This window comes from Candidatus Acidiferrales bacterium (assembly GCA_036514995.1).
Lineage (GTDB): Bacteria > Acidobacteriota > Terriglobia > Acidiferrales > DATBWB01 > DATBWB01.
On the sequence record DATBWB010000107.1, the window covers coordinates 24,081 to 39,447 of the forward strand.

Below are 15,367 nucleotides of genomic sequence, written 5' to 3' on the forward strand. Positions count from 1 at the left end.
GAATGGAGCGAGTTGGCCCCAGCCCGCAGGCTGACGTTTCTTCCCACCGCGCAACAGCCCTTCTGCATGTCGGCTTTGTCCTAACGGGGATGGTGACAACGCTGCTGGGGCCCATCCTTCCGGCGCTCTCAGCCAGATGGTCTCTTCCAGATTCGCAGGCTGGTTACCTATTCACGTCGCAGTTTGTCGGCTCGATGACGGGTGTGGCTCTGTTGAGCGCGTTCCTGCCGCGCTGGGGTTTCCGGTCTTCCTTGATTCTCGGCTTTGGAATGATGGCGGGAGGGGTTGGCGCGCTCGGTTTGGGCAGTTGGCCAATCGGGCTCATCTCGGTCTTCTGTTATGGTATCGGCCTCGGTGTAACCATTCCTGCCACCAACCTATTGGTCTCGGAAGCCAGCCCCCACCGGCGTGCCGCGGCGCTCAATATATTGAACCTGGCTTGGGGCATGGGAGCCGTTGCATTCCCCCCTGTTACGGCGCTGTTCCAGCGGACAAGCGGCGTTCACGTCTTGTTGTTTGCCCTCGGTGCGGCGCTGGGCCTCATGGCGATTTGCCTCGCCCCGGTTTCCTTCTTCAATGTTGGGAACAGGCCTTCACAAGCCAGTCCTCCCTTCCAACCGCAAGTCAGCGTTTGGAGAAGTCGTTTCCTTCCCATTCTAGGCCTGCTGTTTTTTCTTTATGTTGGCACCGAGAGTGCCTTGGGTGGTTGGGTGGCTTTCTACGCCAAAAGCCTGAGTCCAACTCCGGGAACGGTTTGGCTGATAACTCCGTCCTTTTTCTGGGGGGCGCTGCTTCTCGGGAGGGCCCTTGCCCCGGCTGTCTTGAGACATGTTGCTGAAGCGAAGCTCGTCGTGATGGGACTTGTTATGGCGGCCCTCGGGGTCACGCTTCTTTTGGCCGCAGGGTCGCTGGCTGGTGTCCTCTCAGGTGTTAGCATTGCCGGCTTGGGCCTTGCCTCCGTGTTTCCCATCACAGTGGCTCTGTTGTCCCACAGCTTTGGCGAGTTGGCGTCACGAGTAGCCGGAGCAATGTTTGCACTGGGTGCCATGGGCGGCGCAACACTCCCGTGGCTGGTCGGATTCCTGTCAACGCACTTCGGTAGCCTCAATGCAGGGTTAGTCGTTCCACTGCTTGGCAGCCTCGTTATGGTCGCTTTGCACCTTTCTCATTCGCGATCAAGGACCGGCGGTGCTTTGCAGTTCGGGTAAACGAGACCTTGGAGATAGCCCTCACATCCAGCATTTGGTGACCACGCTTGAGCGCAGAGGATTGGGCGAGCGAGAGAATGGGAATTCACCGGCCCGGGTGCGTACGAACTTGGTCAGCAACGGCGCGTCTCTTGCCCTCTCGAAGATTTGGAGACGTCGCGCGGCGCTACCTCTCAGCGCTTTTCTTTTTTCCCTTTTCGCTTTTCGCCTCGCCCTGGCGGGACTCGGCCTCTTCGATGCGGATCACTTTCGGCGGCCCGACGCGGACCAGGGCATTCCGAAAACGCTCTTCGGCGGCGCGGCCGTGCATCTGGGTGAGCTCTCTCTTGATGAACTCAACAAACTGCTCCATCTCGCGCTGCATCTCCGCCATGTGTTCGCGCATGTTCAGGACGATCTCGATGCCGGCCAAATTGACGCCGAGGTCGCGCGAGAGGTTGAGGATCACTTCCAGCCGCTCGAGGTCCCGGTCGCTGTAGAGACGCGTATTGCCCTGGCTGCGCGAGGGCTTCAGCAACCCTTCCCGCTCATAAAGCCGCAAAGTTTGCGGATGGATCTTGTACAGCTCCGCCACGGCGGAGATCATGTAGCCCGCTTTGGCTCTTTTCTTGGCCATACTCCAGCGCTGAATGCCGAAAGTGCTCTCCGCCAGGTGACCGATCGTCCGTCGTCAACGAACGAAGAACGATCACGTGGCCGTTCGCGAAAACAAGTCCTTCCTTGGATCGTCCGGGTTCAGACGGTTCAGTTCGCGCAAGAGTTCCTTCGATCTCTCATCGGCAATGCGCGGCACCACGATTTGCATTTCAACATAGTGGTCCCCCCGCCGCCCGGTGCGCGCTGAGGGAGGGCCTTTTTCGCGCAAGCGCAGTTTCTGCCCGCTCTGCGTCCCGGGCGGGATGCGCAGCAGCGCCCGGCCGTCAATCGTGGGCACCTCGATCTTGGTGCCGAGCGCTGCCTCCATGACTGTCACCGGAACTTTCGTATGGATGTCGTCGCCGCGGCGCTCGAAATAAGGGTGCGCGCCCACGTTCGTGATAATGAAGAGATCGCCGGGCGGCGCTCCCTGGGTACCCGCGTTGCCCTTTTGGGGCACGCGCACGCGCGAGCCGGTCTGGACCCCGGCCATGATCCGCACCTCGAGCGTTTCTGTCCGTCGGAGACGGCCTTCGCCGCCGCAGGTGCGGCAGGCAATCGGCAACCGCCCGCTCCCGCCGCAGCGCGAGCAGGTCACGTTGAAGCGCATCCGGCCGCTCATTTGCGTCACCTGGCCCGAGCCACCGCAGGCGCTGCAAACTTGTGGGGCGGCCCCGGCGGTGCCCCGCCCTTGACAGGCATTGCAGCTATCAAGCCGCACAATCGTCAACTTCCGCACGCAACCGCGAATGGCATCCCAGAAGCCGATGTCCACCTGGTATTCGAGGTCGCTTCCCGGCTCGCGCTCCATCCCCGCAACCGGCCCGCGGCCACGGAAGAATTGCGAGAAGATATCGCGGAAGCTCGAGCCGCCCATGGTCGAGAAATCGAATCCGCCAAAACCAAAATGGGTGAAATCCTCGCCCGGCGCCCCGGCGCCCGAACCCGCCTGGATGTTGTCCGAGTAGAAACCGAACTGGTCGTACACCTGGCGCTTCTTGGGGTCGGAGAGAACGTCGTAGGCTTCCTGAATATTCTTGAAGCGTTCCTCGGCCGACTTGTCCCCCGGATTCACGTCGGGATGAAATTTCCGGGCAAGCCGCTTGTAGGCTTTGCGAATGTCGTCCTGGGAAGCGCGGCGGTTCACGCCCAGGGTTTCGTAGAAATCGTGTTTGGTTGCCGTGGGCATGGGGTTCAGGCCCTAACAGGGTGGTGAGAAACCTCCCCGCTCTGTCATTCCGAGGGTCGGCGGTCCTGGCCGACCCGAGGAATCTGCTTCCTGTTCAGTGCGGGCCATTCGGCACGCCCGGATGATATCGAGATAGTGAAAGCGAGCAAAACCTTCGGCAAGATTGGCTGTAACCGAGCGCGCCGCGCGAATCATTTGGTCGCCCAAACGTTGTTGCTCCTCACCTGGCAGCCGCTGGCAAAAAGTCTCGATGTCCCTCCGCAGCTCGCGGCACCACTTCCATACTTCCAAGTTCCTGAAATCGCTGGCCCCGCGAAACTCTTGACCCACAAACCTCTTCCCCGCATCTACTGTGGCAGAGCCAATTCCTCTTTGCACTCCCAACGCTTGCCGTCACTCCCCATCGCGCCAACACGCAGTTTCATCCCAGGCCCAGTTGAGGACAATATTCCTCATCTTTGTGAGCCACTCCATTGCCGGTAAACCAATAAACCGATCAACCAATAAACCGGTCAACTGCTAGTTCGGCTTTTTCCCCTCATCCACATCTACGAACTCAGCGTCAATGACTTCGCCTTCTTTGCCTTTTCCCTTCGGGGGTTCTTGAGGGCCCGCCTGAGGGCCGGTTTGCCCGGCGCCCGCGCTGGCGCCAGCCTTCTGGTAGAGCACCTCGGCGATCTTGTGGGTGGCCCGGGTCAGGCCCTCCAGGGCGCGGTTGATGCGGTCGAGTCCGCCCTCGGCGCTGGCGCGGCGGCACTCTTCGAGAGCGGCTTCGACGGCCTTGGCATCCCCTTCCGGGATGCGGTCGCGGTTTTCCTTGAGCAATTTCTCGGTTTGATAGACGAGGGCATCGGCGCGGTTCTTGGCTTCAATCTCCTCGAGCCGCTTGCGGTCCTCTTCGGCGTGAGCATCGGCATCCTTGCGCATCCGCTCGATTTCCTCTTTGGCAAGCCCGCTCTGGGCCGTGATGGTGATTTTCTGCTCGCGGTTGGTGCCTAGATCCTTGGCTGTCACATGCAGAATCCCGTTGGCGTCAATATCGAAGGTGACTTCGATTTGGGGCATCCCCCGCGGCGCCAGCGGAATGCCAACCAATTGGAATTTGCCGAGCGTGCGGTTGTCGTGCGCCAGCGGCCGCTCACCCTGAAGCACGTGGATTTCCACCGAAGTCTGATTGTCCGACGCCGTCGAGAAGATATCGGTCTTGCGGGTCGGGATGGTGGTGTTCCGCTGGATGAGCGCGGTGGCCACGCCGCCGAGCGTCTCAATGCCCAGCGTCAGGGGTGTCACGTCCAGCAAAAGCACGTCCTTGATCTCGCGCGAGAGGACGCCGGCCTGGATCGCCGCCCCCACCGCCACGACTTCATCCGGGTGTACGCTCTTGTTTGGCTCCTTGCCGAAGAGCTGCTTCACCACCTCCACCACCCGCGGGATGCGAGTGGACCCGCCCACCAGAACCACTTCATCAATCTTATCCGGGTTGAGCCCAGCGTCGGTGAGCGCCTGCTTGCAGGGGCCAACGGTGCGCTGAATGATCTCCTCCATCAACTGCTCGAGCTTCGCCCGGCTGAGTTTCAGCAACAGGTGCTTGGGCCCGGAAGCGTCGGCGGTGATGAACGGGAGGTTGATCTCGGTCTCCATCACCGTCGAGAGTTCGCACTTTGCCTTCTCCGCCGCTTCCCTCAGGCGCTGCAGCGCCATTTTGTCTTTCGAAAGGTCAATCCCCTGGTCTTTCTTGAATTCAGAAACGATCCAGTCCATTACCTGGACGTCAATGTCGTCGCCACCCAGGTGCGTGTCGCCGGTCGTCGCTTTCACCTGGATCAGCTCTTCGCCCACCTCGAGGATGGAGATGTCAAAGGTTCCGCCGCCAAAGTCATAAACAGCGATTGTCTCGTCTTTCTTCTTGTCCAGCCCATAAGCCAGCGCAGCGGCCGTCGGCTCGTTGATGATGCGGACGACCTCAAGCCCGGCAATTTCCCCGGCTGCTTTCGTCGCCTGCCGCTGGCTGTCGTTGAAATAGGCAGGAACGGTGATCACCGCCTTGGTGACCTTCTCGCCCAGATAATCTTCGGCCGCTTGCTTGAGCTTTTGCAGGACCATCGAGGAAATTTCAGGCGGAGAGTAGTCCTTGCCCATGATCTCGACCCGTGCGTCCCCATTTGGGCCGCCTACGATTTTAAAGGGAAGCCGCTTTCTCTCTTCGCTGACCTCTTCGGAGCGTCGCCCCATGAAGCGCTTGATGGAATAGACTGTGTTCTCCGGGTTGGTGATAGCCTGGCGCCTGGCCAACTGGCCCACCAACCGCTCGCCACTCTTGGTAAAGCCCACCACCGAGGGCGTCAGACGGCTTCCTTCCTGGTTGGGGACCACCACCGGCTCACCTGAAATGACGCAGGCAACGACCGAGAAGGTCGTCCCAAGGTCGATGCCGATAATCTTGCTCATGGAAAAGCCTCCTGAAAGCTACAACTAGCCCAAAATCTAAAGGATACGTAACATTCTTCCGGGCCACATCTTAGCAAGTAATGATTATATGAATTGAGTCCTCTCCTGTCAAGGATAATTCTATGGCTCCTCCGCAGGTTCCCAAGTTGTTCCTTTTTTGTTACTTGCGGGACAAGGCTCCTGAGAGTACCCTGGCTGGACGGCACTAACACGTGGTATGAAACTCGATAGAGCATCGGGGGCGGGGCCAGCGTACGGACGGCTATCGCCCGAAGAATTGCAGCGTCGCGCAAGCCAAGGGCTCGAACTCCTCCGGGCCTGCACCGTCTGCCCGCGCGACTGTCAGGTAAACCGGCTCGACAACGCATTTGCCGTGTGCAAGACGGGACGTTACGCCCAGGTGGCCAGCTATGGCCCGCACTTTGGCGAGGAGGATTGTCTGCGCGGGCGGCGCGGCTCCGGCACGATCTTCTTTTCCTACTGCAATCTCCGCTGCGTGTTTTGCCAGAACTTTGACATCAGTTGGAAGGGGAACGGCACCGGCGCGCCGCCCGAGCGGCTGGCGGAGATGATGCTCGAACTGCAGGACCAAGGCTGCCACAACATCAACTTGGTGACGCCGGAGCACGTCGTGCCCCAGATTTTGGAGGCGTTGGTGATGGCAGTTGCCCGGGGACTGCGCTTGCCTCTGGTGTACAACACCAGCGCTTACGATTCCATGGATAGTCTGTGGTTACTCGACGGCGTGGTGGACATCTACATGCCCGATTTCAAATTCTGGGATACGGAAATGGCGCGCAAGTATTCCCGTGCTCCCGACTATCCCGAGGTGGCTCGCCGGACGATCAAGGAGATGCACCGGCAGGTAGGTGAACTGGTGCTGGACGAAGAAGGGGTGGCGACCCGCGGGGTTCTTTTACGCCACCTGGTCATGCCGGGAAACGTGGCCGGCACGCGCGAGGTGTGCCGCTGGATCGCTCGAGAACTGAGTCTGGATACGTACGTCAACATTATGGCGCAGTATTACCCGGCGGGAAAAGTCAGCGGCACCGAATATGCCGAAATCGCTCGCCGCGTGACACCCGAGGAATATGGGCTAGCCCTCCGCGAGGCGATCGAAGCGGGCCTGCGCCGGCTCGACGCGCGCCGGCCAAGCTACGCTGTGCTTTAGAAGCCTGCCTCTTCCGCCTGCGTGATATGATGCCAGCTTGGTGAAAAGCCTCGACGAATATCTTGAGCTGGCGGCGAAGGCTCACGGCCACACTTGCGCCGGCCAGGTGCTTGGCGTGCGGCTGGCGATGATGGGCCTGCGCGAGATCGGGATCGAAGACCCGATCAAGGAGCGCAAGCGGCTCATCACCTTTGTCGAAATTGATCGCTGCGCGACGGATGCCGTGTCGCTCGTCACCGGCTGCCGGCTGGGAAAGCGCGCGCTCAAGTACGTGGACTACGGCAAGGTCGCCGCCACCTTTGTGGACCTCCAAACGGGCCGAGCCATCCGCATTGTCGCCAAGGAGGGCTCAAAGCAGCGGGCCCGGGAGATGTTTCCCTCGCTCGACAAGGAGCGCGGCCAGCGGCAAGCCTATCGCCTGATCCCTGAAGAAGAACTTTTTGAGAAGCAGTGGGTGCAGGTCAAGCTCGACGAGAAGGACTTGCCCGGCTACCGCGGGCCGCGAGTGGCGTGCTCGAAATGTGGCGAGGGGATCAACTTTGGCCGCCAGCGGGTCGTGGACGGCAAGGCCCTGTGTCGCGCCTGTGCCGGAGAATCGTATTACGAGCTACTGAGGTAGCTCATGAGCGGCTGGGCGTCTGCCGCTGCGAACGGCTGACCCCCTACCGCGGTCGCAACAACTGAAAGAAGCTCTGCGCCTCCACCAGTCGCGTACCGAAAAAGTTCTGCCAGACGCCGAGGAGCAGGAAGGGCAGGACGCAGGCAAGCGCCCAAAGTTTGGCGCCTCCGGAGACCTTCTCCTCCGGTTCCCAGCGGAAGAGCCGCCAGGAAATTCCAAATCCAACCGCGAACGCAACCAGCAAGGCCGCGACCTCCGGGAGAAGATGTCGCGTGCTGACGCCGCGCAGCATTACCCCTTGTAACGCAGTGACCAGGTAGGTGGCCGGGAGGAACAGCGCGAAGCGCTGCACCCAAGGGGGCAGCATGGGCAGCGGGATCGTCGCGCCAGAAAGAAAGAGCAGCGCAAACCAGAATAGATTGTTGATGACCTGAGTCTCCTGCATCGTGTTGGCCACCGATGCGATGATGAGCCCGAGCGCGGAAAAGGCGATCAGCCCAAGCGTGCTCCAGAAGGCAATCGCCAGAGGATTCGCCGGCCAGGGCATTTTGAAGAGCCAGTGGGCGCCGGCGAACTCGATGAGGATGACGGGAATCTGGAAGAGATAATTCGCCAGGATGCTGGAGCCGAGCATGTGGCCGGCGCCGATGGGGGCGAGGCGAAACCGGCGGAGGATGCCGCGCTCCCGGCTCATCACCAGTTGAATTCCCAGGCCCCAGAAGCCGCTGCCCATGACGGTCAGCGTCACCACCGGGCCCATCAAGTAGGAGGTCGCCTGGGGGTCGCTCCCGGCAAGCAAGCCGCCATAGACCAAGAGAAACACCAGCGGGAAAATGAAGGTGAAAAAGAGGGCGGCGCGATTGCGGGCCACCAGCCGCAAACGCAACGCGGTAAGTCGCCAGAGCTTCATCAGTCGCGCAACCGCCGCCCGGTTATCTCGATGAAAACGTCCTCCAGGCTGGGCCGGGCGATGTGGAGGTCCAATAGCTCGTTCTCGACAGCTTCCAGGAACTTCACCAGCGCCACCAGCGACCGGGCTGGCTGGCTGGAATAAAGCAGGTAGCCGCCGTCGGCGGCGTGGACGTCCGCCACCGCTTCCAGATCCATGAGCTTATAGACATCGGCCGGGCGAGCGAGCCTGATTTCCAGCCGGCAATGGCTTCCGGAGCGTCCGGTGAGCGCCCGCGGGGTGTCGAGGGCGATCAGTTTGCCAAAATCCATGATGGCCACGCGGTCGCAGAGCATTTCGGCTTCCTCGATGTAGTGCGTGGTGAGGAGGACGGTTCGGCCTTCGCGCTTCATCTCACGGATCACGTCGTAAATTTCACGGCGCACCTGGGCGTCGAGCCCGGCTGTCGGCTCGTCCAGCAAAACCAATTCCGGATCGTTCACCAGCGCCAGCAAGAGCGCCAGCCGCTGTTTCTGGCCGCCGGAGAGGCTGTCATAAAAGGCATCAGATTTTTCTTCGAGGCCAAAGCGGCGCAGGAGTTCCATCGACGAGCGGCGCTTGCGGTAAAGGCTGCCGAAGAGTTCGACAGCTTCCCCGGCGGTCATCTTGTCGGACAGGACGGTGGACTGGAGTTGCGCCCCGATGCGCTGTTTCACCTCATGGGAATCGCGCCGGGGATCCAGGCCGCAAACGCGAACCTCGCCGGCGTCGGCCTGGCGGAGGCCTTCGAGGATTTCGATGGTTGTCGTCTTGCCGGCACCGTTTGGGCCGAGCAGTCCGAAGACCTCGCCGCGATGGATTTCGAAATCAATTCCCCGGACCGCTTCCACCTTGCCATAGCGCTTGACGAGTCTCGATACGCTGACGATCGCTTCAACGGTCACGAATCCCCCGCAATGCAAGGCGGAGCCGAGCAAATTTCCCATTCTATGTGGCACGAAGCAGGGAATCAATCGGCAGTTGCCCGTGGCGCTTTCCCATGAAGCGAGGTGGACGTTTGACACCCTTCGTTCCCCCCACCTAGAATTCTTCCGACATGAGCATCTTTCCGCCGCTGCCGCCGATTACGGTTCGCGGCAAGGAATATTTCGGGAAAATCATTTTCGTCTTTCTTCTCTTCTTTTCTATTGTGATCGGCGTCCTAACGGGGCTGCTGTTTGTGTACAAGAGCGATCTGCCGGAGGTCCATGCGCTTGAAACCTATCGCCCCGGCGTCATCACGGAGCTGTACTCGGACGAAGGGCAAGTGATCGGCAGCTTCGCGCTCCAGCGGCGCGTCATTGTCACCTACCAGCAGGTTCCGGCCGTTCTGCGCAATGCCATCCTGGCGACCGAGGACAAGAATTTCTTTAGCCACTGGGGCATTGACGTGCCGCGGCTGATTCGCGCGGCGACGAAGGACCTGATCAAGCTCCGCCGGGCCGAGGGCGCCAGCACCGTCACCATGCAGCTCACCCGCGTTTTGTTCCTGACACCCGAGAAGAGCTTCAAGCGCAAGATGCAGGAGATGCTGCTGGCGGTGCAGATCGAGCGAGCCTTTTCCAAGCAGCAGATTTTCACCCTGTATGCCAACCAGATTTATCTCGGCCACGGCAACTATGGCTTTGCCGCGGCGGCCGAGTTCTACTTTGGAAAAAAGTTGAACGAGCTCACGCTGCCTGAAGCGGCTACGCTGGTGGCGCGCATCCGGGGGCCAGGCTATTCACCGCTGCTCTATCCCCAAAGAGCGCTCGAGCGCCGGAATCTGGTGCTGGAGCGGATGCGCGTGGAAGGATTCTTGACCAAGGCGGAAGCGCAAGCGGCCAAGCAGGCGCCCCTGGACCTCCATGTGCAATATCCTCGCAACGACCTGGCTCCCTATTTTGTGGAAGAGATTCGCCGCTATCTCGAACGAACCTACGGGACGGAGGCAGTCCACGAAAAGGGCTTGCGGGTTTACACCACGCTCAACCTTGCCCTGCAGCAGGCGGCCAACCAGGCCGTCTTCAACGGCCTGCGCGCCTACGACAAACGACACGGCTGGCGGGGCGCGCCTCGTAACATCCTCAAGGAGAAGCTCGGCACGCTCGAAAGCTACGCCGACGAGGATTGGCGACGACCAGTTGAAAAGGGCAAGTGGGTTAACGGCTTGGTCGTGAGCGTCACCTCGTCAGCGGCGACGGTCAAGCTCGGACCTTACACCGCCACCGTCAGTGCGCCCGACTTTGCCTGGACGGGCAAGAAATCGCCGCGCGAGATATTTGAGGTGGGCGACCTGGATCTCTTTCGGGTTGTGGAGCTGAGCGGCAAGACGGCTCGCGTGCAACTGGAACAGAAACCGGCGGTGCAGGGCGCGCTGGTTGCCATTGAGAATCAAACGGGTGAAATCAAGGCCATGGTTGGCGGTTATAGTTTTGAAGAGAGCAAGTTCAATCGTGCCACGCAGGCTCTGCGCCAGGCGGGCTCTTCCTTCAAGCCCTATGTTTACGTCACCGCCTTCGAGCAGGGGCTGACGCCCTTTGAGACGGTGGTGGACGCGCCCATCAGCTATCCCACCCCGCAGGGCATTTGGGCGCCGCGCAACTACGACCACAAGTTTGAAGGCACCATTACCTATCGCCGGGCGCTGGCTGAATCCCGCAACATCCCAGCCATCAAAGTAGCCGAGCGGGTGGGCATGAAAAACGTGGTCGAGGTGGCGCATCGTTTTGGGATCACCTCGCGGTTAGAACCCTTTCTAGCGGTGGCCATCGGCGCCGCTGATCTGACCCTGCTCGAGCACACCTCGGCCTACGCTGCCTTTCCCAACGATGGCGTCCGGGTGGATCCCTTCTACATCCGCAAGGTGACAAGCTACGATGGCACCAGCCTGGAGGAGCATAAACCGACCGTGCACGACGTGGTCGCCCCGGCCGTCGCAAGAACGATGGTGGCCGCGCTCAGTGACGTCATTAACTTTGGCACCGGCGTGCGCGCCAAGAGCCTCGGCCGGCCGCTGGCAGGCAAGACGGGCACAACGAATGAGTGGAGCGACGCCTGGTTTATTGGCTTCAGCCCGTCGCTGACCTGCGGCGTCTGGGTAGGGTTTGATGACAAGCGGCTTTCCCTCGGCAAAGGCGAAACGGGCGCCCGGGCGGCGTTGCCCATCTGGGCCGACTTCATGCAAGCGGAGCTTGCCGGTCGGCCGGTAGAAGCTTTCCCGAACGTCGTTGCGCTAGGCGACTGGCCCCAGGCCAAATCGGTGAGGGTCGATACGCCGGACGAAGCTCCCGCCACGCACGAGGAAGAGGAAGAGAAGCCCCCGCCCCCGCCGCCTGCGCCAGCTCTTCCTGCTTCTGCCCCTAGCGGTCGCAACGGAGCATAGCCCCGGGGTATCCTTCCAACTATCTCCACCGCGAAACTTATCTTGCCTCCTCTTGTCGGAATGACTGCCGGGCAGAGTAGCGCACCGCCTTCTTGGCTGCTCTAGCTCGCCCACCCTTGGGCTACGCGAGCTTGCCCAGAGTGGGAATGGCATCGGCGCTCACTTTTTCTGCTTGCGGAAATGATCCCAGCCAAGCGGAAGGAGCGGCTCAAGTCGGCCGTCCTTCTGGACAAGGTAGATGCCGGGGTCGCGCGTCACGCGACCAATGCGAGTCAGCGGCACACCAGCAAGCCTCCTGGGTACGCGGCGCCTCCGGTGGGAGGGAACCGTGAACAGCAACTCGTAGTCCTCTCCGCCATGCAAAGCGAATTGGATCGGGTCGAGATGGCGAGTGGCGCGCTCATGAGGCAGCTTAGGTGCCGGAAGCTCGGAGCTTTCCACCAAGGCGCCGACCCGACTGGCGCGGCAGAGATGGTGCAAATCTGTGGACAGACCATCGCTCAAGTCAATCATGGCGGACGGCAACCTCAAACGTGCCAGTTCCAGCGCCAGCCGACAACGGGCTTCCGGGTAGAGATGCTGGCGAAGGTCTTGTCGCAGCCGTCTGTCTTGTGGTTTTGCCCCCCGCCGGATCAGCTCCAGCCCCAGGGCCGCCCGCCCAAGCTTCCCCGAAACGAAGATGTCATCCCCGGCCCGAGCACGGCTGCGGAGGACGGCCTGACCTCGCCTGACTTGGCCAACCACGGTTACGTCAGCCGCGAAGGCATGCCCGCCAATACTGGTGTCTCCGCCTGCGACCCGGAGACCGATCCGGCGACAGGCCACCCGAACCCCACTTAAAAACTCCTCGAGCCAACGTTCGGGTGTGTTTCGCCGAAGCGATAGAGAGAGAAATACCGCCAGCGGCCTGGCGGCCATGGCAGCTAGGTCGGAAGCCCCACGCATGATCGCCTTGAAACCGATCACATCGGGCGGGTGAATCTTCGGCAGAAAGTGAACCCCCTCTACAAAAAGATCGGTGGTGATTACTGGTTCATGACCTGGCAAAAGCCGCAGCACGGCGGCGTCATCTCCGAGCCCTACCACAAAATGGAGGGAGTGAGTGGGAAGCTTCCGTTGCAACCAATCCATCCATTCCACTTCACTCTGCATAACACATTGATTCTACTGCCTTGACTAGATTTTGTCTTGACATTATGAGGTCATATACGTACCATGTAGGCCGATTTGGAGAGTGTCTCTCTGGTTTCCGTTAGTTCGCCGGTTGTATTGGTTCGGTTCTAACGATTTGTCGCGTCGAAAGCAAGCGGCAGCCAGCCCGAAAGAAAATAGATTGGCTGAGGGGTAAAACCGCATGGAGACGCGCTACTATACCTTCCTAGTGGCGACTGACAGGCGCGGCCACCTCCGCAAAATCCGCGTTTCCGCCTATCTACTTCATCTCCTTGTAGTTGCCGCGCTGGTAGGCGCGGTTACCATTGTTGCCGCTCTGAGTTCCTACACCCGGATGCTCTGGAAGGCCGCCAGCTACAACGCTCTCAAGGAAGAGAAGGATACCCTGAAAGAGCGTTACACGCAGCTTCAAGCCATGGTCACTGACACCAATCAAAAGCTCTCCTCTCTCCAGTCCCTCGCCACCGAAGTAGCCACGACCTATGGGGTCGTACGCTTTCGCCAGACCCCCTTTGGCCTCGCGGAAGGCCGCCCGGGCAGCCGAGCTGAATTTGATGTCACGATGGAGCAATTCCGCTTCCTGGCGGATAACGCCGCCACCGTTTCCCTGGGTGCCGATCGTCTTCAGTTGATACCCTGGAAGCGCTGGCAAGAGCTATCGGCGGCTCCCTCGACCTGGCCGGTGCTCGGCCGCATCACCGGTTCGTTTGGCGAACGCCTGGATCCTTTTAACGGAGGGGGCGCTTTTCATTCGGGCATAGACATCTCGGCCACCTATGGCGAGGCGGTGGTGGCTGCGGCTGATGGCTGGGTTGCCGCCGCTGAAGAAAAGATCGGCTATGGCCGCGTCGTGGTGGTGAACCACGGCTTCGGCTTTTCCTCCTGGTATGCTCATCTCTCCCGGTTTGCCGTACACTCCGGTCAGCCGGTGAGGCGGGGCACCACAGTGGGATACGTGGGTTCGAGCGGTCGAGCCACGGCGGCGCACCTTCACTTCGAGGTTCGGGTTAACGATACGCCGGTCAATCCTTGGCGCTATCTGGGCGGTGCCAGCCGAGCTAGCGTTCCGACGGCAGGCTCAACCTCCGTCGCTGGTTCGTAGTTCCAGCCTGGTTTGCGGGTGATTCCACCAATTGCGAAGTGATTTGGGCCTTCAGCATGATCCGCCGGCCCGCCTGATTCCATTGAACTCCATCCAGAAATTCGCGCAAGACTTTGACGTCAGGTGGTGTTGACCGGTTGGGGGAAGCAAGCCTGGCCCGGGCGACCCACAACCATCCCCCCGACGCCGTCCTGGGCGGCCTCGGCCGCGGGCACAGTGTCAAACAAGCCCTCGGCGGCAACCCCTTTAAAGTTTGGGGGAAAGCCAAGGGCCAGGGGTTGCGGAAGCTGGATGCAAAAGTGCCGAAGGAAGCGAAAGGCTGTTGCAATTCGTTAGCCTCCGTGTTAACGTTTTAAGGTTTTGGATAGCGCTGGCGTAGCTCAGTTGGTAGAGCATCTGATTTGTAATCAGAGGGTCGTGGGTTCGAATCCCTCCGCCAGCTGGAGTAAGGGCGATTCGGCGCACGGCTTCACTTAAACTCAAATTTCCTGCATGGTTCGCCGAGGTGTCAGCGAAACATGCTGGCTTTTGTGGAGCGGACGTGCCCGCACGTGGAACGAGCTGGCTCGCGCGGATCACTCCGTGGGCAGAGTCCTCCGATTACATCGGGGAGGTCACCGTTTGAATCGCCGCGGGCCCCGACTCGTCGGGGCGGGCAGGCGAGGAGTTTTGGCCCGGGTAGCTCAGTTGGTAGAGCGTATCCTTGGTAAGGATAAGGTCACCGGTTCAATCCCGGTCCCGGGCTCCACGCACCAGGTCGTGGACGGGTGGCCGAGTGGCTAATGGCAGCAGACTGTAAATCTGCCGCCCCTTGCGGGCTACGGAGGTTCGAATCCTCCCCCGTCCACCACTTCTTGGGCTGGACCCTTGAGGCGAAACGGTGCTTGCGTTGCGGCGTGCTGGCGGGAGTAACTCAGTGGTAGAGTCGCAGCCTTCCAAGCTGCCGGTCGCGGGTTCGATTCCCGTCTCCCGCTCCAATATTTGAGCAACCGATTTTGTGCTGAGCGGACCCGGGCTCCAGGAGATCGAAAGTTCGTTTGAAGGTGGCAATCATACGCCAGCATAGTTGATGGTGCCGCGTTGCGGCCACTCTGAGGGAGAGGGGAGGAGTTTGTAATATCCGAAACGGATCCGCGCAGGGATTTCTGAGAAGCGGAGCAAAGATCGCCGCGGCGACTTCGGGCAAGGCCATCCTTAAGCCAGCGCCCGCAAGTTCTCATGGATTATCCGCCAGACTTTGCAAAACAACCGGCTCCTCGAGGATTTCCCCGACCTCAAGCTTGGCCAGTGGCTCATTGTAGAAATGGGGTGGACGTTCATCGTTAGGAGACTGCGCAATGGCGAAGGAAAAATTTGAGCGGACGAAGCCGCACGTAAACATCGGCACCATTGGCCACATTGACCACGGCAAGACGACGCTGACCTCGGCGATCACCAAGGTCTTGGGGAAGACCGACCCGAAGGTGGCGTTTCGGTCGTTCGATTCGATTGACAACGCGCCGGAGGAGCGGGCGCGGGGGATCACGATT

General features: G+C 60.6%; 12 protein-coding genes and 4 tRNA genes. 10 read left to right on the top strand and 6 right to left on the bottom strand.

The window, feature by feature from the left end; genetic code table 11:
• Positions 1-2: 2 nt before the first annotated feature.
• Positions 3-1,208 carry an MFS transporter gene (locus tag VIH17_07630; GenBank protein HEY4683106.1) on the top strand — a complete coding sequence of 402 codons (1,206 nt, stop codon included), beginning with the start codon at positions 3-5 and terminating at the stop codon, positions 1,206-1,208.
• Positions 1,209-1,374: 166 nt separating this feature from the next.
• Here VIH17_07630 and VIH17_07635 read toward each other — a convergent pair whose 3' ends face one another.
• The 3 genes from VIH17_07635 to dnaK all read right to left on the bottom strand — a co-directional run bounded on the left by VIH17_07635 (position 1,375) and on the right by dnaK (position 5,481).
• Positions 1,375-1,824: a helix-turn-helix transcriptional regulator gene (locus VIH17_07635; protein HEY4683107.1), complete on the bottom strand. Its 450-nt coding sequence runs from the start codon at positions 1,822-1,824 to the stop codon at positions 1,375-1,377.
• A 72-nt stretch (positions 1,825-1,896) separates the two neighbouring features.
• Positions 1,897-3,033: a J domain-containing protein gene (locus tag VIH17_07640; protein HEY4683108.1), complete on the bottom strand. Its 1,137-nt coding sequence runs from the start codon at positions 3,031-3,033 to the stop codon at positions 1,897-1,899.
• Positions 3,034-3,552: 519 nt separating this feature from the next.
• The gene (dnaK, locus tag VIH17_07645; GenBank protein ID HEY4683109.1) at positions 3,553-5,481 is read right to left on the bottom strand and encodes a molecular chaperone DnaK; all 1,929 of its coding nucleotides are present in this window, start codon (positions 5,479-5,481) and stop codon (positions 3,553-3,555) included.
• Between the two features lie 217 nt (positions 5,482-5,698).
• On the opposite strand from dnaK, the gene VIH17_07650 reads away from it, so the two are divergent.
• Both VIH17_07650 and VIH17_07655 read left to right on the top strand, forming a co-directional pair.
• Positions 5,699-6,652, top strand: coding sequence for a radical SAM protein (locus VIH17_07650; protein ID HEY4683110.1), 954 nt, complete (start codon positions 5,699-5,701; stop codon positions 6,650-6,652).
• 40 nt (positions 6,653-6,692) lie between these two features.
• Complete coding sequence (locus VIH17_07655; GenBank protein HEY4683111.1) at positions 6,693-7,271, top strand: FmdE family protein; 579 nt, start codon at positions 6,693-6,695, stop codon at positions 7,269-7,271.
• Between the two features lie 43 nt (positions 7,272-7,314).
• On the opposite strand, the gene VIH17_07660 is transcribed toward VIH17_07655, so the two are convergent.
• Complete coding sequence (locus VIH17_07660; GenBank protein ID HEY4683112.1) at positions 7,315-8,181, bottom strand: ABC transporter permease; 867 nt, start codon at positions 8,179-8,181, stop codon at positions 7,315-7,317.
• On the bottom strand, positions 8,181-9,104 hold the full coding sequence (locus VIH17_07665; protein HEY4683113.1) for an ABC transporter ATP-binding protein: 924 nt from the start codon (positions 9,102-9,104) through the stop codon (positions 8,181-8,183). Before VIH17_07665 ends, VIH17_07660 begins: the two co-directional genes overlap by 1 nt.
• Before the next feature lie 152 nt (positions 9,105-9,256).
• Between VIH17_07665 and VIH17_07670 the strand changes: the two genes are divergently transcribed.
• Complete coding sequence (locus VIH17_07670; protein ID HEY4683114.1) at positions 9,257-11,563, top strand: PBP1A family penicillin-binding protein; 2,307 nt, start codon at positions 9,257-9,259, stop codon at positions 11,561-11,563.
• A 159-nt stretch (positions 11,564-11,722) separates the two neighbouring features.
• On the opposite strand, the gene thiL is transcribed toward VIH17_07670, so the two are convergent.
• Positions 11,723-12,694 carry a thiamine-phosphate kinase gene (gene thiL / locus VIH17_07675; GenBank protein HEY4683115.1) on the bottom strand — a complete coding sequence of 324 codons (972 nt, stop codon included), beginning with the start codon at positions 12,692-12,694 and terminating at the stop codon, positions 11,723-11,725.
• Positions 12,695-12,917: 223 nt separating this feature from the next.
• Here thiL and VIH17_07680 point away from each other — a divergent pair, with 223 nt between their 5' ends.
• The 6 genes from VIH17_07680 to VIH17_07705 all read left to right on the top strand — a co-directional run.
• Entirely contained in the window at positions 12,918-13,838 is a 921-nt protein-coding gene (locus VIH17_07680; protein HEY4683116.1) for a M23 family metallopeptidase, read from the top strand.
• Between the two features lie 369 nt (positions 13,839-14,207).
• A tRNA-Thr gene (locus VIH17_07685) sits at positions 14,208-14,280 on the top strand.
• Positions 14,281-14,510: 230 nt separating this feature from the next.
• Positions 14,511-14,586, top strand: a tRNA-Thr gene (locus VIH17_07690).
• Positions 14,587-14,599: 13 nt separating this feature from the next.
• Positions 14,600-14,688 (top strand) — tRNA-Tyr (locus tag VIH17_07695).
• Positions 14,689-14,740: 52 nt separating this feature from the next.
• Positions 14,741-14,815: transfer RNA gene (locus VIH17_07700), tRNA-Gly, on the top strand.
• A gap of 360 nt (positions 14,816-15,175) precedes the next feature.
• Positions 15,176-15,367, top strand: a 192-nt coding sequence (locus VIH17_07705) for a GTP-binding protein (GenBank protein ID HEY4683117.1), incomplete at its 3' end; no start/stop codon positions are given.